Consider the following 19,111-nt stretch of genomic DNA (forward strand, 5'->3'; position numbering starts at 1 on the left):
CAAACGACTGAAGCTGCGAGCGCTCATCGTCCGTCAGCAGCAACTCGACTTTCGGTCTTCCTGTCCTCATGGCGGTATCTCCGTTCCCAAGATACCGCATTGGCATGCACGATTAATGCCAGAAATTAACGGGACATGACATTAGTCAGTATTGACTAAAAACCAATATAATCCGCGATTGCGCCAAAAAGGTGCAAGCCAAGTCCATTGTGCTAGCGGGTATTGGGTCTCACTTCAAGACTTGCGCCATGGCTGTTTCAAGTTTGTCCCTCTCACTAGGAAATCAATATGAAGAACTCTATCGTCCTGGCTACGTTGATCGCGGCTGCTGCACTCGCTGCCTGTGGCAAGAAGGAAGAAGCCGCTCCTGCTCCTGCTCCAGCTCCCGCTGTGGCTCCTGCACCTGCACCTGCTCCCGCTGCATCCGACGCAGCGCCTGCTGCCGCACCCGCTCCCGCAGCTTCGGACGCAGCTCCTGCCGCCGACGCCGCCAAGCCTGCTGCTGATGCCGCCGCCACGGGCGCATCCGCTGCCAAGTAAGCGGTTGCTCCGCGCTGCCTGAGCCAGCGACTGCTGGTCAGGGTAGCCCCCAAAGCCCCAGCCGATCGGTATGGGGCTTTTTTTATGCCCGAGGCCCTGGCGTAGCGCGACGATCCAGTCATTTCCCAAGGTAGTGCGGGCCACCGTGGCGGACTGTGCGAGCCAGCGCCAGGCAGTTGCCTGGCTGGACTGGGCCAGTGTAGGGGTGTTGCTTTGCGCGCTCAGGTGGGCTGCCACCACGCGCGACAGGCCAGGGTGGCGCGCGCTGCGCAGAATCTCGGCTGCGGTGGCGTTGGCGTTGGCGATCGCCTTGAGGCTACTTCAGGTCGTCGGCGATCACGCGCACGATGCGCTCGGCGTTGGCCGACGATTCCGGGGCGCCTGCTTCGTTGAGCACCGACACCGTGGTCGCATCGCCCTGGCTGCGCAAGACGATACGGAATTTCAGCGGAGGGGTCGTGGGAGACGAACCGCTGAACAGTTTACCGAAGAAGCCAGGCTCCTTCTTGTTCATCTCGGGTGCAACATAGCGGACGAAGTACGTGCCTTCGTTGCGGTTGCGGTCTTCCACGGTGAAGCCCGTGCGGTCCAGCGCAAGGCCCACGCGGCGCCATGCGCGGTCGAAGCCTTCGGCCAGCTGCAGCACAGGAACGCCGTTGATCTTGTCCATGCGGGCCAGCGGGTTGGTGGCGGCGGTTGAAGCCGCTGCCACCACCGCCTTCGACTGCTCCTGGCTCACGCCCAGCTTGACCATGAGGCGGCGCAGGAACTCGGTTTCCAGCTCGGGGTCGACCGCGCGGGGTTGCCAGACCGTATTGTCCTTGGTGACCGTGCTGTAGACCTCCTGCATTCCGCGGTGCGTGATGTAGATCTCGGTGCCGCCATTGCTGGTGCGCTCCAGGCGCGTGCGGAACTTGTCGCGTTCGCCGGTGGAGTAGATCGAATCGATCAGCTTGCCCAGCGTAGATCGGATGATGTCCTGAGGCAGTTTGGCGCGGTTTTCTGCCCAGTCAGTCTCCATGATGCCGAGGTTGGCTTCTGCCTGCGCCAGCGTGAAGCCGTTGTCCAGCCAGAACTCGCGCACGGGCTCCCAGAGCTTGTCGGCCGGGCGGTTGACGACCAGCCAGCGCTGCGCGCCGTTGCGCTCAATGCGGACATCGCCCAGCGCCACTGCGGCCGCATTGGCCGTTCCTGTAGGCTGCGCTGCGGCCTGGCCGGCCTGCATCGCCGCTGCCGACACTGAACTGCCGGGGATGGCGTAGCGGGTCTCGCGCGACAGTTGGGTCAGATCGGGCGGGACTTCCAGCGTCGAGCCTTTGGCGGCGCTCTTGTAGTCGATCTTGTCGCCTTCCAGGACGGAGCAGCCGGTCAGGGCGACGGCCAGGGCCAGCAGGCCGAGTCGGTGGGATGCAGCTTTCACGCGGGAATCCTTGGAGAGTGTCTCAGTCGAAATGGAGGGGCGCGGCCCGGTTCAGAGAAGGCCGCTGGTGCGCAGGGCCGATTCCACCGCCGCCTCGTTGCTGCTGGACAGCGGGGTCATGGGCAGGCGCATCGTGCCGCCGCACAGGCCCATGCGTGCCATGGCCCACTTCACAGGAATCGGGTTGGCCTCGATGAAGAGGTTTTTGTGCACGGGCATCAGCTGAAACTGGATTTCCATGGCGCGGCGCACATTGCCTGCCAGGGCCGCCGCACACAGCTCGTGCATGAGCCGGGGCGCGACGTTGGCCGTGACGCTGATGTTGCCGTGCCCGCCGCACAGCATCAGTGCCACGGCGGTCGGATCGTCGCCCGAATACACGCCAAAGCCCTGGGGCACATCGCGGACGAGCCACTGCGCGCGCTCGATGTTGCCGGTGGCTTCCTTGATGCCGATGATGCCGGGCATCTGCGCCAGACGCAGGACCGTGTCGTGCTGCATATCGGCCACCGAGCGGCCGGGCACGTTGTACAGAATGACGGGCAGATCGCCGGTGGCCTCGGCGATGGCCTTGAAGTGCTGGTACTGGCCTTCCTGAGTGGGCTTGTTGTAGTAGGGCACTACCTGCAGTTGGCTGTCGGCCCCCACCTTTTTGGCGAACCGGGCCAGCTCGATCGCCTCGGCCGTGGAATTGGCTCCGCAGCCTGCCATGATGGGCACGCGCTTGGCAGCCTGCTCCACGGCCACGCGGATGATCTCGCAGTGCTCTTGCACATTGACCGTGGGCGATTCGCCCGTGGTGCCGACAACGCCAATGCAGTCGGTACCTTCGGCGATGTGCCAGTCGATCAGTTTGCGCAGCGCCGGGTAGTCCACGCTACCGTCCTCGTGCATGGGAGTAACGAGGGCGACGATGCTGCCCGTGAGGGCGACGGAAGAAGAGGTCATGTCCGCAGTGAGAAACGGTAAGCGCGCATTCTAACTAGCCCGCATGTTTCCCCAGGGACGCGTCCGAGTGGGCGGTGATGCGGTGCGCTGGCAAGGCGCAAGCACGCTGCGGGCGCGTGCCCACAAGGAGGAGCAACGCAGCCAGCGTGCCGCAGCACGGCTCCATCGGGGGTGTAGCGCTCAGCGTTCATTGGATTGGGCACTCGAGGCCAGGAAACTGTGCATGAATCGGGCGTCTCGGGACATCAAAGAGCGACCTGGTGAAATGTGCGGGGCTAGCCGCACGCAGCCAGCGGGTAGCGCACGGGCGCAGCCGACCGAGGGTGTTCCCGCACGGCTGCAATCCGTTGCACGAAACGCCCCGGATGATCGATAAATCCGTCTTCATAAGCCACCACGCGCAGCCCGGCGCAGGCAAGCATCAGCTCGCCCGGTTGCAGCAGAAAGTCGGGTCGGCTTGGGCGACCGACGGTTTCATTGCCAGCCGCAAAGGTCTCGTAGATCAGCACGCCGCCCAGCGCCACGCTCTCGACCAGCGTTGGTAAAAGTGGCCGCCACAGGTAGTTGGTCACCACCACACCCGCAAACTGGCGGCCTGCCAGCGGCCAGGGGCTGTTTTCGATGTCGGCGAGCACCAGTTCGCCCAGCCCGGCACAGGCCGCCAGCGCCTGCTCGGACCGGTCCACCCCGACCACGGCCAGGTTGCTGCTGCGCAGCCAGCGCAGATGGCGGCCCGCGCCACAGGCCACGTCCAGCACGGTGCCACTGGCGGGAATCAGGTGCGTCCAGCGGCGCACCCAGTCAGAGGGGGCTTCTATTCCGTGCATGGTGGGTGCTTCAAAAATGATAGCTATCAGCGCTTACGCATCAAGCGCGACTGGTCTAAAACATCTTGACCCGTGGGCCAGCGCTCAGAAACATGCCCACAGCTGGTCGGCCAGCATCACCATGAACTCGGGCACGGTGTACATGCCGAACACCGCCAGGCAGGCCAGCACTGCGGCCAGCCAGGCGGCCCAGCGCAGCGCGTGTGACCGGGGTGCCGGTACGTGCGGTGGCGCTGGTGCATCGGCACGGGGTGGAGCAGAGGATGTCATGCGGGGTGGGCCCGGGGAGCGTTGTGCCGCCTTCCTCAGGCCGGCTGCGGGGCTGCGCGCTGGATGGGGCTTTCCTTGACCGGCAGGTTCACCAGCCCGGCAAACACGCCCAGGGCGATGGCGATGTACCACACCACATCGTAGCTGCCCGTGGCGTCATACAGGTAGCCGCCCAGCCACACCCCCAGGAAGCTGCCGATCTGGTGACTGAAGAATACGAACCCGCCCAGCATCGACAGGTGCTGCACACCAAAAATCTGTGCAATGGTGGCATTGGTGGGCGGCACGGTGGACAGCCACAGCGTGCCCATCACCGCCGAGAAGACGTACACCGACAGGGGCGACAGCGGCACGACGAGAAAGATGCTGATCGCCACGGCCCGCGCAAAGTAGATGAACGCCAGGATGTGGCGCTTTGGCATGCGCTGACCCAGCGCGCCCGCCACGTACGTGCCCACGACGTTGAACAGCCCGATGAGCGCCAGCGCGTAGCTAGCCACCTGCGGCGACAGGCCGTGGTCCTTGAGATAGCTGGGCATGTGCACGCCAATGAACACCACCTGAAAGCCGCACACAAAATAGCCTGCCATCAGAAGGTTGAAGCTGGGGTAGCGAAACGCTTCGCCCAGCGCCTGGAGAATGGTTTGCTCGCGCTGGACCGGGGCTGAGCCCTTGAATCCGGGTTCGCGCAGGCCAAAGGCAAGCGGCACGATCATCAGCACCATGAGCGACAGTGCCAGCAGGGCCTGCTGCCAGCCCAGGCCGGCAATCAGCCAGCCCTCCACCGGCACCATCAAGAACTGGCCGAACGACCCGGCCGCTGCCGCCACGCCCATGGCCCAGGACCGGCGCTCCGGCGCAATCTGCCGCCCCAGCACACCGTAAATGACGGCATAGGTGGTGCCCGCCTGTGCAGCCCCAATGAGCACACCGGCGGTGAGCGCAAAAAGCAGGGGCGTGGGGGACAGAGCCATGCCCGCCAGCCCCAGGCCATACAGCACAGCGCCGCCGATCAGCACGCGAAACGCGCCAAACCGGTCGGCCACCATGCCGGCAAAAATGCCGATCAGTCCCCATGAAATGTTCTGGATGGCAATGGCCAGTGCAAACGACTGGCGGGTCCAGCCCATTTCCTGCGTGATGGGCAGCAGCCACAGCCCGAAGCCGTGGCGAATACCCATGGAGAGCGTGACGATGGCTGCGCCGCACGCAAGCACCTGGAACATGGACAGTTTGGGGGGATTCATAGACATGCCCTTGAATGTAGCCAATTCGCCCCCGAGTTGCCTGACGCCTTGGAGAACTCAGAGCGCTGCACCATTGAACTGGTTTTTTATCCAGCATTTAAGGCGGTGCAGCACTACAATCCGCCCCATGTCTTCCAAACCGTCTTCCGTCTCTGCCAGCGAATATTCCGAAGGCTCGATCCGCGTGCTCAAGGGCCTGGAGCCCGTCAAGCAGCGCCCGGGCATGTACACCCGCACCGACAACCCCCTGCACATCATCCAGGAAGTGCTGGACAACGCTGCCGACGAGGCCCTGGCGGGCTTCGGCAAGAAGATCAAGGTCACGCTGCACGCCGATGGCTCGGTCAGCATCGAGGACGATGGCCGGGGCATTCCATTTGGCATGCACCCCGAGGAAAAGGCCCCGGTGATCGAACTGGTCTTCACCCGGCTGCATGCGGGCGGCAAGTTTGACAAGGGCAAGGGCGGGGCTTACAGCTTTTCGGGCGGCCTGCACGGCGTGGGCGTGAGCGTGACCAACGCGCTGGCCACCCGACTGGAAGCCACCAGCCACCGCGAGGGGCAGGCGGCGCGGCTGGTGTTCTCGGGCGGCGATGTGATCGAGCCCCTGGCGGCCCGCCCGCTGGAGGCCGGCGAGCGCAAGCAGGGCACCACCGTGCGCGTGTGGCCTGACGCCAAATACTTCGAGTCGAGCGCGCTGCCCATGGGCGAGCTCACGCACCTGCTGCGCAGCAAGGCGGTGCTGATGCCTGGCGTGTCGGTCTCGCTCATCAACGAGAAGACGCGCGACACACAAACCTGGCAATACAAGGGCGGCCTGCGCGACTACCTCATGCAGACGCTCAGCGGTGATCCGGTGATCCCGCTGTTCGAGGGCGAGGGCTTTGCCGACCGCCACAACGAGAGCTTTGCCGAAGGCGAGGGCGCCTCGTGGTGCGTGGCCTTCACCGAAGACGGCCAGCCCATGCGCGAGAGCTACGTCAACCTGATCCCCACCAGCGCGGGCGGCACGCACGAAAGCGGGCTGCGCGACGGGCTTTTCAACGCCGTCAAAAGCTTCATCGAACTGCACGGCCTGCTGCCCAAGGGTGTCAAGCTGCTGCCCGAAGACGTGTTTGCCCGCGCCAGCTACGTGCTGAGCGCCAAGGTGCTCGACCCGCAGTTTCAGGGCCAGATCAAAGAGCGGCTGAACTCGCGCGACGCGGTGCGCCTGGTCAGCGGCTTTGTGCGCCCGGCGCTCGAACTGTGGCTCAACCAGCATGTCGATTACGGCAAGAAGCTGGCAGAACTCGCCATCAAGGCCGCGCAGACGCGCCAAAAAGCCGGCCAGAAGGTCGAAAAGCGCAAGGGCTCGGGCGTGGCCGTGCTGCCCGGCAAGCTGACCGACTGCGAAAGCCGCGATACCAGCCACAACGAAGTCTTTCTGGTCGAGGGCGACTCGGCCGGTGGCAGCGCCAAGATGGGCCGCGACAAAGAAAGCCAGGCCATCCTGCCGCTGCGCGGCAAGGTGCTCAACACCTGGGAGGTGGAGCGCGACCGGCTGTTTGCCAACAACGAAATCCACGATATCTCGGTGGCCATCGGCGTGGACCCGCATGGGCCCCATGATTCGCCTGACCTCTCGGGCCTGCGCTATGGCAAGGTCTGCATCCTGTCCGATGCCGATGTGGATGGCTCGCACATCCAGGTGCTGCTGCTCACGCTGTTTTTTCGCCACTTTCCCAAGCTCATCGAGGCGGGCCACATCTACGTGGCACGCCCGCCGCTGTTTCGCGTGGACGTGCCCGCTCGCGGCAAAAAGCCCGCCGCCAAGATGTACGCGCTGGACGAGGGCGAGCTCACGGCCATCCTCGACAAATGCGCCAAGGACGGCGTGCCGCGCGAGAAGTGCCAGATCAGCCGCTTCAAGGGCCTGGGCGAGATGAACGCCGAGCAGTTGTGGGAAACCACGCTCAACCCCGACACCCGCCGCCTGCTGCCCGTGCAACTGGGCGACATGGACTTTGCCGCCACCGAAGGCCTGATCACCAAGCTCATGGGCAAGGGCGAAGCTGCCGCCCGCCGCGAGCTGATGGAGCTGCATGGTGATGCGGTCGAGATTGACATCTGACGCCTGCGCCTGCCGGCGTACCTTATTTTGCTATCAGAAAATAGCTGCCTGTGCATTTTTATACGTGCTGCAGCCACTTTTGACGCCAAAGCCGATGAGTGATTTGCAGGGGTAGTTAATTGTTCTCGTGAGATTTCAGGTGTGTTTTATCAATATCTGTTGGGCCATGAGACTGACATCTGACTCAAAATTTTTAGCCTAGCTCTATGATCGACGAAACTAATTTCCGTGCCTTGGCCTTGCATTTGGGGTTTTCGGCAGACCTGCAAGAAGTCAGCGACGTCTTATGCAAAACGTACGGTGAAAACGGCGAAACCATCCGCATCGACTTCAGTGCGCAGCGCATCGATTACCCATGGAATCACGGGTTTAAAGTCAATCGTGCCGATACCTGCAATTTCTCTTCTTCGGAAAATGCCGTCGTTTTGGAGTGCGTTCACCGTTTGCTTGAAAAGGGCTACAAACCCCAGCACATCGAGCTAGAACCCGAGTGGAAACTAGGGCATGGCGGTAAAAGCGGCAGGGCCGACATTTTGGTGCGCGATCAACAGGGCACAGCCCTACTCATCATCGAATGCAAAACCGCAGGGCGGGAATTTGAAAAGGCCTGGAAAGACACGCTTGAAGACGGCGCGCAACTCATCAGCTATGTGGAGCAAGAAAAGGCAACCCAATTCATTTGCCTTTACGCCAGCGAGTTCGACGCCAAAGCGGGCAAAGTCCTCACCAGCCAGCGCATCATCAGCGTCAAAGACAATCCGCAGATTCTGCTGGATCAACCCAAAGCGCAGTCTTTCAAAGATGCCACCAACGCCAAAGAGCGATTTAAGGCCTGGAAAGAAACTTACCGGCAAGAGTTCACCGAAGTTGGCGTTTTTGAAGACAACATCCAGCCCTACCAAATCGGCAAAAGCAAATACACCTTTGCCGATGACACCCGCCCCCTGATTGCCTCTGACATCAAAGGCAAGTATCACCATTTTCGCACCATCTTGCGTAAACACAATGTGTCGCGCCGCGAAAACGCGTTTGAGGTCTTGGTCAATCTATTCGTCTGCAAAATCGTCGATGAAATGGAGCACCCCGATGACCTACGCTTTTACTGGAAAGGCATTGCCTACGACAACTACTACGACCTGGTAGACCGCCTGCAAGCCCTGTACAAAACCGGCATGCAGCGCTTTTTGGACCAAGACATTGTGTATGTCAGCAATGCCGACATCGACCGAGCCTTTTGGCCCGTTAAGAAAAAACGCAACGCCGTCAAAGATGAAATCAAGCGGCTGTTCAGAGAACTTAAATTTTTCAAAGGCATGGACTTTGAGTTCATCAAAGTTTTTAACCAAACCTACTTCGACCGCAACGCCAAAATCCTGATCGAAATCATCCAAATGTGGCAAGGCTACCGCCTCACAGGCAGCAGCCAAAACCAATTCTTGGGCGACATGTTTGAGTACTTTCTGGACAACGGCATCAAGCAAAGCGAAGGGCAGTTTTTCACGCCAGTGCCCATTTGCAAATTCATTGTGAGCAGTTTGCCGTTGGAGCAACTCATCGCCAACACCAGCGAACCGCTCAAAGCGATTGACTACGCCTGTGGCTCAGGCCATTTTTTGACCGAATACGCCGCCCAGTTACCAACGCTCTTACGGGACCACAAGCAGCAAGCCAATACCAGCAAATGGTACGCAAGCATCTACGGCATCGAAAAAGAAGACCGCCTGGCCAAAGTGGCCAAGGTGTCGGCTTTCATGTACGGCTTCAACGACATTCACATCCTGGACGCCGATGCGCTGGTGCGCCACCCTGACATCACCGAAGAAGGCCACGATATCCTGGTGGCCAACCCCCCGTTTTCGGTGGAAGACTTTTTGCAAACCGTGCCCGAAGACGAGCGCGAGCGTTACACCCTGTTGGCCAATGCCAACGACCTCTCCAACAAAAACGTGCAGTGCTTCTTTTTAGAGAGGGCGCAGCAACTCTTAAAGCCCGGTGCGGTCATGGGCGTGATCGTGCCCAGCTCCATACTCAGCAACACCGATGGCATGCATGTGGCCACTCGGCAAATCTTGCTCAAGTACTTTGACTTTGTGGCCATCACCGAGCTGGGCGGCAGCACCTTTGGCAAGACGGGCACCAACACCGTGGTGCTGTTCATGCGGCGCAAAAGCGAGCGACCCGAAGCGGCAGAACACTTGGCCAACCGGGTGCAAGACTACTTTGAAGACTGGGCCACAGAAGCCCAAACCGGCGGCGGTGAATACCAAGACCTGGACATCGTGCGCCAATACTGCGCCCATATGGGCGTGCCTTTTGAGCACTACACCAGCCTGCTGCAAGGTCAACCCAGCGCAGAGCTGCTGGCCGGCGACAGTTTCAAAGATTACCGCCGTGCCTTTGACGAGGCTACCGAAACCAAAAAACGCATTGCCAGCAAAGACTTCCAAAAACAAAGCCCAGAGAGCCAGCAAACCGAATTGACCCAGCGCTTTACGAAGTTTTGCCGCGAGCGCGAGCAAAACAAACTGTTTTATTACCTGTTGGCTGCGCACAACCCCACGCCTGTGTTGTTGGTCAAAGGCCCCAGCGACAACAAAGCTCAGCAGCAATTTTTAGGCTACGAATGGAGCGGTGCCAAAGGCCAAGAAGGCATACGCTACTTGGGCGGCGAGTCGGTGCGCGACATTGCAACGCCGTTATTTGACCCCCAAAACCGCGGCAATGCCAGCAAAATAAGTCACGTCATTCGGCAGGCCTTTGCGGGCCAGGCGTTGCAAATTCCGACTGAGCTGCAAGCCTATGTGACACAGGCCTCGTTGACCGATTTGTTGGAGTTTGGACGGGTGGAGTTTGATGCGGTGGTGTCGTTGACGGTAAAAATTGCAACTGCAATATCAAGTAAATGGCCTATTGTTCTCGTACGAGATGTTGCTGTACTTAACCCCAGCAGGTCTGCACTCAAAAATCTGTCTCCAGACACTAAGGTCTCATTTATTGAAATGGCTGCTGTGAGTGAAGAGGGGTACATTGAACAAGAAAAATCTGCTGTTCGGCCGCTATCCGATTTCAAAGGTGCTAGCTACACAAACTTTACAGACGATGACGTGCTCATCGCAAAGATCACGCCTTGCATGGAAAACGGGAAAAGTGCGTTGGTCCGAAATTTAGTTAGCGGTATTGGATTTGGGAGTACAGAGTTTCACGTGATCAGAGCTGACATGCTTCGACTCTTACCGGGGTATCTCTTTGTTTATCTCAACAGAGTGCAAGTCCGAAAAAATGCTGAACAAAAAATGACTGGGTCCAGCGGGCATAGGAGAGTGCCAGAATCTTTCTACGCAGACCTGAAAATTCCCTTGCCGCCTTTGAATATCCAACAAAAAATCGTTGACGAATGCGATGCGGTTTATCAAGCTGTAGAAGCGGCCAAGGCAGAAATCGCGCAGGCTCGTCATTCGGTCACGTTGGCGTTTGAACAGGCCGTGCAGGCAGCAAGTAAAGAAGTCAAACTGAGCAACCCTGACTTGTTTGATATTTTTATTGGCAAACGTGTGCTCAAAAGCGAGATCACGCACGACGACTCAGGGATACCCGTCTACAGCGCCAATGTGTTGCAGCCCTTTGGTTTTACGAAAAACCAATTTCTAGACGACTTTTCCAGAGATTCAGTGTTGTGGGGTATCGATGGCGATTGGATGGTGAGCCTCATTCAGGCGGGTACAAAGTTTTATCCTACTGACCACTGCGGCGTTGTTCGGGTTAAGCCAAGCACAGGCATTCATCCGCGTTACCTTGCTATGGCACTGGAAGAAGAGGGCAAGCGGGTGCGCTTTAGCCGCAGCAACCGCGCAAAAACGGAAGCGATCAAAAACCTCAAACTCCGTTTTCCTTCGCCGGATTTGCAGGCCAAAGTGAGTGATGCTGCGGTGTTTGCTGATCAAACCATTGCAGCGGCCATGGCCACCATTGCCGCTGCCCCCGCGCAAAAGCAAGCCATTTTGCAGAAGTATTTATGACCTCCCGCCCCATCGCCCCTGCACATGCAGCCTTGCCCCTGCACGAAACCGTGCGTCAGCTTCTGCTGTCTGTCCGGTCGCAGGTGCGCCAATCAGTCAACACCGCTATGGTGCAGACCTATTGGCAGATTGGGCGGCTCATTGTGGAAGACGAGCAGGGCGGTGAGAAGCGCGCGGCCTATGGGCGGCGGGTTCTGGAAGACCTTTCTAAGCGCCTGACGGATGAATTTGGCGGCGGCTTCTCTGTGCAAAGCCTGTGGAACTATCGCCAGTTTTATATGACTTTTTCAATTCCCTCCGCACTGCGGAGAGAATTGACTTGGACGCATTACAAATCGTTAATCCGTATTGATAACGAACAAGCCCGCGACTGGTATGCCCGCGAAGCGGCCGAGCAAGGCTGGAGCGTGCGGGCTTTGGATCGACAAATCTCCACCTTGTTTTACGAGCGCCTGCTCAGTACCCAAGATACTGGCAAGCAGGGTGTGAAAAACGAGGCTATCGCGAACATCGCCAAAGAAGCCCCGCCCGACCCGCGCGACTTTATTCGCGACCCCTATGTGCTGGAGTTTTTGGGTGCACAGCCAGCCCATGGTCTTTATGAAAAAGACCTGGAACAAGGCTTGCTAGACCAGTTGCAAAAATTTTTGCTGGAGCTGGGCAAGGGCTTTGCCTTTGTGGCGCGGCAAAAGCATGTGCGGGTAGAAGGCGAAGACTGTTTCCTCGACCTGGTGTTTTACAACTACCTCCTTAAGTGCTTTGTGCTGGTGGATTTGAAGGTAGGCAAGCTCGCGCACCAGGATGTAGGGCAAATGGACATGTATGTGCGGGTGTTTGATGAGCAGTACCGAAGCAACGGGGACAACCCCACGCTCGGCCTGATTCTGTGCTCCGAGCGCAACGCGGCGGTGGCCAAATACTCACTGTTGGCAGACAAGCCCCAGTTGTTTGCCAGCAAATATCAGGCCTTGGTTCCAACGGAAGATGAGTTGCGCGCCGAACTTGAGCGTGACCGGGCTCTGCTTGAAAGCAGGTGCTGATATGGCTTGGTGCGAAGTCAAAGAACCATACCCCAAGCGTTGTGCCTCCGAGGTGGAGGTCGACGTTTGATGCGTCTTCGTACTGCTGTGCCCTGTTTTTTCATCACAAAAGCAGCTGTTTGGCCGACCCCAAGGTCAACGTCGGCGTCGGTGCGCGTTATCTGCGCCTGTTGCTCGACATGTTCCCCGGCCGTACCGATTTGGCTCTCGCATCGCACGACGCAGGCGAGGGCGCAGTTCAAAGGGCAGGCAACAAAGTGCCCAATTACGAAGAAACCCAAGACTACGTGCGTGCGGGGCTGGGCCTTCACGCCCAGCTCAAGCCCGCGGGCGCCGTGCTCCGTGCGGGCGTTGGCGTGCCCGTTGGCGCAGGCCGTGTGCGCGTGCAGTTGCAAGGCGGTTTGGTGGGCCGAGGCAATTTGCCAGATGCTGGCTTTGGCGGTGCGGCAGTCGCCCCACACGGCTGGGCGGCTGCGATGAACCCTATCAACCTCGTATTTGAGGGCATTACGCTGCTGCAAGCCTTTTGCCTGTGATGCCCACACCCCTTGGATATGACCCCCGATACCGAAGAGCGACGAACCGAATGAGCGACCAACCCACTCTTGATTTCACCACCGCAGGCGACGACGGGGGCGACTCCCTGGGCCTGGCGGGCTACGCCCAGCGGGCCTATCTGGAATACGCGCTGTCGGTCGTCAAGGGCCGCGCGCTGCCCGATGTGTGCGATGGCCTGAAGCCCGTGCAGCGGCGTATTTTGTATTCGATGGACCGCATGGGCCTGGGCTACAGCGGCCCCACGCGCAGCGCGGCGGCCAAGCCCGTCAAGAGCGCGCGCGTGGTGGGCGATGTGCTGGGCCGATTCCACCCCCACGGCGACCAGTCGGCCTACGACGCGCTGGTGCGCATGGCGCAGGACTTTGCCCAGCGCTACCCGCTCATCGATGGCCAGGGCAACTTCGGCAGCCGCGATGGCGATGGCGCTGCGGCCATGCGCTACACCGAGGCGCGCCTGTCGCGCATCACCAGCCTGCTGCTCGATGAAATCGACGAAGGCACCGTGGATTTCATGCCCAATTACGACGGCAGCACCGAGGAGCCGCGCCAGCTGCCCGCCCGCCTGCCGTTTGCGCTGCTCAATGGCGCCAGCGGCATTGCCGTGGGCCTGGCCACCGAGATTCCCAGCCACAACCTGCGCGAGATTGCGGACGCCTGCATCGCGCTCATCAAGACGCCAACGCTCAGCCCCGAAGACCTGCTGGCCATCGTGCCCGGCCCGGACTACCCCGGCGGCGGTCAGATCATCAGCAGTGCAGGCGATATTGCCGACGCCTACCGCACGGGCCGCGGCAGCCTCAAGGTGCGCGCGCGCTGGAAGATCGAAGACATGGCGCGGGGCCAATGGCAACTGGTGGTCACCGAGCTGCCCCCCGGCGTGAGCACGCAGCGCGTGCTGGAAGAGATCGAGGAGATCACCAACCCCAAGGTCAAGGCCGGCAAGAAGGCGCTGAGCCAGGACCAGACACAGCTCAAGGCCAGCATGCTGGCCGTGCTGGATGTGGTGCGCGACGAGTCGAGCAAGGACGCGCCCGTGCGCCTGGTGTTCGAGCCCAAGACGGGCAAGACCCCGCAGCAGGAGCTGATCACCGCGCTGCTGGCCCACACCAGCCTGGAAACCTCAGCCCCCATCAACCTCACGATGGTGGGCCTGGATGGCAAGCCCGTGCAGAAGTCGCTGCGGCAGATGCTGGAAGAGTGGATTGCCTTTCGCCAGACCACCATCACCCGCCGCACCCAGTATCGTTTGGCCAAGGTGCTGGACCGCATCCACATCTTCGAAGGCCGGCAGATCGTGCTGCTCAATATCGACGAGGTGATTGCCATCATCCGCGAGGCCGAGGAGCCCAAGGCCGCGCTGATGGCGCGCTTTCACCTGAGCGACCGGCAGGCCGAGGACATTCTTGAAATCCGTCTGCGCCAGCTTGCGCGGCTCGAAGCCATCCGGATCGAGCAGGAGCTCAAAGAACTGCGCGAAAGCCAGGGCAAGCTCGAAGACATCCTGAACCACCCCGGGTCGCTGCGCCGCACCATGGTCAAGGAAATCGAGGCCGACGCCAAGACCTTTGCCGACGCGCGCCGCACCCTCATCCAGGCCGAGAAAAAGGCCGTGGCTGAAGTGAAGGTGGTGGACGAACCCGTGACGGTGGTGGTGTCGCAAAAAGGCTGGGTGCGTGCCCGCACCGGCCATGGGCACGAGGCCGCCAGCTTCGCCTTCAAGGCCGGGGACGGCCTGTACCGCACGTTTGAGTGCCGCACCATCGACACCCTGCTGGCGTTTGGCAGCAACGGCCGCGTCTATTCGGTGCCCGTGGCAGCGCTGCCGGGCGGGCGGGGCGATGGCCAGCCCGTCACCACGCTGATCGAGCTGGAAACGGGCACGCAGGTACTGCACTACTTTGCGGGCCCGGCGCAGGCCCAGCTGTTGCTGTCCAGCTCAGCCGGGTACGGCTTTGTGGCCGCGGTGGAGAGCATGGTCTCGCGCCAAAAGGGCGGCAAAGCGTTTGTGACGCTCGCCGAGGGCGAAACCCTGTGCGCGCCGTCGCACGCCGCCGGCACCACGGGCAGCCAGCCGCTGGCGTCCGCCACCCATGTGGCCTGCGCGTCCACCGGCGGGCGCATCCTGACGTTTGAGATCAGCGAGCTCAAGACGCTGGCCAACGGCGGGCGCGGCCTGATGTTGATCGACCTGGAACCCAAGGACATGCTCGCGGGCGCTGCGGCCTACACGCGCAGCATTCGCATCGACGGCATCGGCCGTGGCGGCAAGCAGCGCGAAGAAACGCTGGAAATCCGATCGCTGAACAATGCCCGCGCCCTGCGCGGCCGCAAGGGCAAGCTGGCGGATCTGGGCTTCAAACCGACGGCCGTGTCCCGGCTGGAGTGACCCTAAAAACGGCAGTTGACCGCTTGTCATCTTGGCGCACACCGCACGGACTCGAGCCTTGGGTTGTTTTTGCAGCCTCACCTTTGGGGTGACAGCGCTATGCACTTGCCAGCACCGCTTTTTGGAGCGCCATGCGGTGTTGCTTCTCCTTGCAGGCACGAGCCTGTCGCGTCGTCGCGCCTTGCCTGGCACCCCAACAGCAGCGCTGGCAAATGCATCCAACTGCCGTTTTTAGGTGACTTGGCGTCGCATCAAGATCGATCTGCGGCCATGCACCCACGGCAGGGGCACCGGGGGCATGCCCCCCGGTCGGGCGATCAGGCCAGTTCGGCGATCAGCTCGATTTCTACGCAGGCCCCCATGGGGATCTGGGCCACGCCGAAAGCGCTGCGTGCATGCAGGCCTTTTTCACCAAAGACCTGGCCCAGCAGTTCACTGGCGCCGTTGGTCACCAGGTGCTGTTCGGTGAAGTCACCGGTGGAATTCACCAGACTCATCACCTTCACGATGCGCTGAACCTTGTTCAGGTCGCCACCGCAGGCGGCTTGCAGGGTTCCCATCAGGTCGATGGCCACGGCGCGCGCGGCGGCCTTGCCTTCTTCCGTGGTGATGTCGCGGCCAAGCTGCCCCGCCCAGGGCTTACCGTCCTTGCGGGCGATGTGTCCGGACAGGAAGACCAGCTTGCCGGTCTGCACGTAGGGCACGTAGGCTGCGGCGGGCACCGAGACCGGGGGCAGAGTGATGTTGAGTTCGTTGAGCTTGTCGTAAACGTTCATGGGTTTCCTTGGAGGGTGCACGAAGAAGGTGGAACTCGGCCCGGGCGATGCCCGTGTGCGACAGCAGCCTGGGGGCCAATCAGCACAAGTGTTACACAGTCATCCTCGCCAGGCGCAGCCCCGTCCTGCTGGGCGGCGCATTAGCATCAGCCCATGTCTCTTGTAAGAGCTCCTAATGATTCCCGCGCCGACGCGACTGGAAACCGCGGCGGTTCCGGGTCTGCCAGCGGGTCATGGAGCGCCGCCGATGCGCCAGAAGCGACCGCTGTGCGCCTGTGGCCGGTGCCTGCGTGGCTGATGGGGCTGGTGGTGGGTGCCGCGCTGCAGTTGCAGCAGCCGGCCCTGTGGCATGAGGCCGCCTACGCTGCGTGGGCCATCGCAGGCGCGGCAGGGGCTGTGGCGTGTCGCGCCGCGGCGCAGGTGCGGGCGGCGCTGCGGTGGCGTCACGCGGTGCACGGCGTGGCGCTGCTGGCGGGCATTGCCCTCATGTTTGCAGTGTGCGGTCTGCGCGCGCACAGCACCCTGGCCGACCGGCTTGAACCCTCGCTGGAAGGGCGTGATCTGCGCATCACGGCCGTGGTGGCGGCGATGCCGCAGGTCAACGAGGCGGCCACCCGGCTGCGTATGCGGGTGGAGTCTGCCCGGATGGAAGGCGTGGGCCCGGTGCGCCTGCCGCCGCTGATCGACGTGGCATGGTATGCGGGCGCGTTCCGCGAGTCTGCTGGCGAAGTGGCCTTGCAGCGGCAGCCCCAGCCCCTGCGCGCCGGAGAGCGTTGGGAGATGACGGTACGCCTGAAGGCGCCGCACGGACTGAGCAATCCGCATGGGTTTGACTTTGAGTTGTGGGCCTGGGAGCAGGGCGTGCAGGCCACCGGCTATGTCCGGGCAGGCGCCCGGGATGCGCCGCCGGTGCGCCTGGGGGCAACCTGGCAGTATCCGGTGGAGCAGGTCCGGCAGTCGGTGCGCGACGCCATCGTGGAGCGCCTTGTCCATGCGAGCGATAGCGACAATCCTGCCCGCGCGCGCATTGCCGGCGTGGTGGCGGCGCTGGTCACCGGAGACCAGCGCGCCATCGACAGGGCCGACTGGGACGTCTTTCGCGCCACCGGCGTGGCGCATCTGATGAGCATTTCGGGTTTGCACATCACTCTCTTTGCGTGGCTGGCTGCGCTGTGCGTGGGGGCGTTGTGGCGGCGGTCCGCACGCCTGTGCCTGGCGGTTCCTGCGCCCTCGGCCGCGCTGGTGGCGGGCGTATTGCTGGCGAGCGCGTATGCTCTGTTCAGCGGTTGGGGCGTGCCGGCCCAGCGCACGGTGATCATGCTGGGCACGATGGCGCTACTGACGCTCAGCGGGCGTCGCTGGCCCTGGCCCCAGGTGTGGCTGCTGGCCTGTGCGGCCGTGGTGGTGGCTGACCCGTGGGCGCTGGCCCAGGCGGGGTTCTGGCTGAGCTTTGTCGCCGTGGGCATCCTGTTTGCTACGAATACGATAGCTACAAGTCTCATTGCGACAGGCGTAATGCGGCATTTTTATGCCCTTTTGCGTGAACAGTGGGTGGTCACGCTCGCGCTCACCCCGCTCACGCTGCTGTTGTTTGGCCAGATTTCCGTGGTGGGTTTCGCCGCCAACCTGGTGGCCATCCCCTGGGTCACCCTGGTGGTCACGCCGCTGGCGCTGGGCGGCATGGTCTGGGCGCCGCTGTGGAACCTGTCGGCGCTTAGCCTGCAGCCCCTTGCCGCGCTGCTGCAGTGGCTGGCCCAGTGGCCGTGGGCCGTGGTGTTTGTACCCGCAGCGCCCTGGTGGGCAGGCGCTGCTGCCCTGGTCGGGGGAGTGCTGTTGGCCATGCCGCTGCCCTGGCGGCTGCGGCTGCTCGCTTTGCCGCTGCTGATTCCTGTGATGGGATGGCAGCCTGCCCGGCCCGCCGCCGGGCAGTTTGAACTGCTGGCTGCCGATATCGGCCAGGGCAATGCGGTGCTGGTGCGTACGGCCAGCCACACCTTGCTGTACGACACGGGGCCCCGTTTCAGTCGCGAAAGCGATGCCGGACACCGGGTGCTGGTGCCGCTCTTGCGTGCGCTGGGCGAGAAGGTGGATGTGCTCATGCTCAGCCACCGTGACGCCGACCACACCGGCGGGGCCGCGGCGGTGCTTGCCCAGCAGCCGCTGGCCCGGGTGACGGGCTCGATCGATGCCGACCACGCGCTGCAGTGGCAGCGGCCTGTGACGCCGTGTCTGGCAGGCCAGCGCTGGCAGTGGGACGGCGTGAATTTTGAGGTGCTCCACCCCTTGGACGGTCAAGACGTTTCGGCGGTCAAGCCCAATGCGCGCAGTTGCGTCCTCCGAGTTTCTGCCACAGCGGGGAGCCAGGCCAGCGCCTTGCTGGTGGGCGACATCGAGGCCGCGCAGGAGGCCGCGCTGGTGGCCCGGGCCGCGCCATTGCTGCGAGCAGACTGGTTGCTGGTGCCTCACCATGGCAGCAAAACGTCGTCGTCGGCCGCGTTCCTGGATGCTGTGCGGCCGCGCACCGCTTTGGTGCAGGCGGGCTATCGCAACCGCTTCGGTCACCCCGCCCCGGATGTGGCCGCGCGCTACCGTGAGCGAGGCATTGCACTGGTGGAGTCTTCCGTGTGTGGCGCTGCCACCTGGCGATCGTCCGAGCCCGATCAGCCTGCGTGCGAGCGCGATCGATCACGCCGCTACTGGCACCACAGGCCGGGGGGCGTGACCGCCGCCCACCTGCCACATCGACGGTGCGCGATCGGTGACGTGGCAGCCGCAGCGCCGCGATTGCGCCCCGCGCCTGGATCCGCTGGCAGCGCCCTGGGGGCGCAGCAGGCTAGGAGCCTGTCGGACTTGGAGCGTCGAAAGCGAAAATCGGCCCCAGCGAGGACAGTTTTTGCCGAATTTGCAGCCCCATAGCCGAGCTATGGGGCAAAAAGGCGGTTAAAAATGGACCGCTGCGGTCGATTTGCAGCC

The 19,111-nt window shown here is 62.1% G+C and carries 13 protein-coding genes; 7 read left to right on the forward strand and 6 right to left on the reverse strand.

What is annotated here, in order from left to right; translation table 11 throughout:
* The first annotated feature begins 288 nt into the window (after window positions 1-288).
* Entirely contained in the window at window positions 289-540 is a 252-nt protein-coding gene (locus tag ACK543_RS08225) for a hypothetical protein (RefSeq protein ID WP_409942359.1), read from the forward strand.
* Between the two features lie 316 nt (window positions 541-856).
* Here the strand turns inward: ACK543_RS08225 and bamC are convergent, their stop codons facing one another.
* The 5 genes from bamC to ACK543_RS08250 all read right to left on the reverse strand — a co-directional run bounded on the left by bamC (window position 857) and on the right by ACK543_RS08250 (window position 5,258).
* A complete protein-coding gene (gene bamC / locus ACK543_RS08230) occupies window positions 857-1,960 on the reverse strand; it encodes an outer membrane protein assembly factor BamC (RefSeq protein ID WP_409942360.1) in 1,104 nt (367 codons plus the stop codon).
* A 51-nt stretch (window positions 1,961-2,011) separates the two neighbouring features.
* Complete coding sequence (gene dapA, locus ACK543_RS08235) at window positions 2,012-2,908, reverse strand: 4-hydroxy-tetrahydrodipicolinate synthase (protein ID WP_409942361.1); 897 nt, start codon at window positions 2,906-2,908, stop codon at window positions 2,012-2,014.
* A 275-nt stretch (window positions 2,909-3,183) separates the two neighbouring features.
* Window positions 3,184-3,735 (reverse strand): class I SAM-dependent methyltransferase, encoded by a 552-nt coding sequence (locus ACK543_RS08240; RefSeq protein WP_409942362.1) that lies wholly within the window; start codon window positions 3,733-3,735, stop codon window positions 3,184-3,186.
* 84 nt (window positions 3,736-3,819) lie between these two features.
* Window positions 3,820-4,005, reverse strand: a complete 186-nt coding sequence (locus ACK543_RS08245) for a hypothetical protein (protein WP_409942363.1) — start codon at window positions 4,003-4,005, stop codon at window positions 3,820-3,822.
* Window positions 4,006-4,040: 35 nt separating this feature from the next.
* Window positions 4,041-5,258, reverse strand: a complete 1,218-nt coding sequence (locus ACK543_RS08250; protein ID WP_409942364.1) for an MFS transporter — start codon at window positions 5,256-5,258, stop codon at window positions 4,041-4,043.
* 121 nt (window positions 5,259-5,379) lie between these two features.
* Between ACK543_RS08250 and ACK543_RS08255 the strand changes: the two genes are divergently transcribed.
* From ACK543_RS08255 to parC, 5 genes are all read left to right on the forward strand, one after another.
* A complete protein-coding gene (locus ACK543_RS08255) occupies window positions 5,380-7,362 on the forward strand; it encodes a DNA topoisomerase IV subunit B (RefSeq protein WP_409942365.1) in 1,983 nt (660 codons plus the stop codon).
* A gap of 206 nt (window positions 7,363-7,568) precedes the next feature.
* Window positions 7,569-11,378, forward strand: coding sequence for an N-6 DNA methylase (locus tag ACK543_RS08260; protein ID WP_409942366.1), 3,810 nt, complete (start codon window positions 7,569-7,571; stop codon window positions 11,376-11,378).
* Entirely contained in the window at window positions 11,375-12,418 is a 1,044-nt protein-coding gene (locus tag ACK543_RS08265) for a YhcG family protein (protein WP_409942367.1), read from the forward strand. Before ACK543_RS08260 ends, ACK543_RS08265 begins: the two co-directional genes overlap by 4 nt.
* A gap of 41 nt (window positions 12,419-12,459) precedes the next feature.
* On the forward strand, window positions 12,460-12,954 hold the full coding sequence (locus ACK543_RS08270; RefSeq protein ID WP_409942368.1) for a lytic transglycosylase domain-containing protein: 495 nt from the start codon (window positions 12,460-12,462) through the stop codon (window positions 12,952-12,954).
* Window positions 12,955-13,004: 50 nt separating this feature from the next.
* Window positions 13,005-15,362, forward strand: a complete 2,358-nt coding sequence (gene parC / locus ACK543_RS08275; protein ID WP_409942369.1) for a DNA topoisomerase IV subunit A — start codon at window positions 13,005-13,007, stop codon at window positions 15,360-15,362.
* Window positions 15,363-15,679: 317 nt separating this feature from the next.
* Here parC and ACK543_RS08280 read toward each other — a convergent pair whose 3' ends face one another.
* Window positions 15,680-16,138, reverse strand: a complete 459-nt coding sequence (locus ACK543_RS08280) for a RidA family protein (protein ID WP_409942370.1) — start codon at window positions 16,136-16,138, stop codon at window positions 15,680-15,682.
* A gap of 297 nt (window positions 16,139-16,435) precedes the next feature.
* Here ACK543_RS08280 and ACK543_RS08285 point away from each other — a divergent pair, with 297 nt between their 5' ends.
* On the forward strand, window positions 16,436-19,054 hold the full coding sequence (locus tag ACK543_RS08285; protein WP_409942371.1) for a DNA internalization-related competence protein ComEC/Rec2: 2,619 nt from the start codon (window positions 16,436-16,438) through the stop codon (window positions 19,052-19,054).
* The last annotated feature ends 57 nt before the right edge of the window (window positions 19,055-19,111 follow it).

This window comes from Acidovorax sp. (genome assembly GCF_046341535.1).
GTDB lineage: Bacteria > Pseudomonadota > Gammaproteobacteria > Burkholderiales > Burkholderiaceae_C > Acidovorax.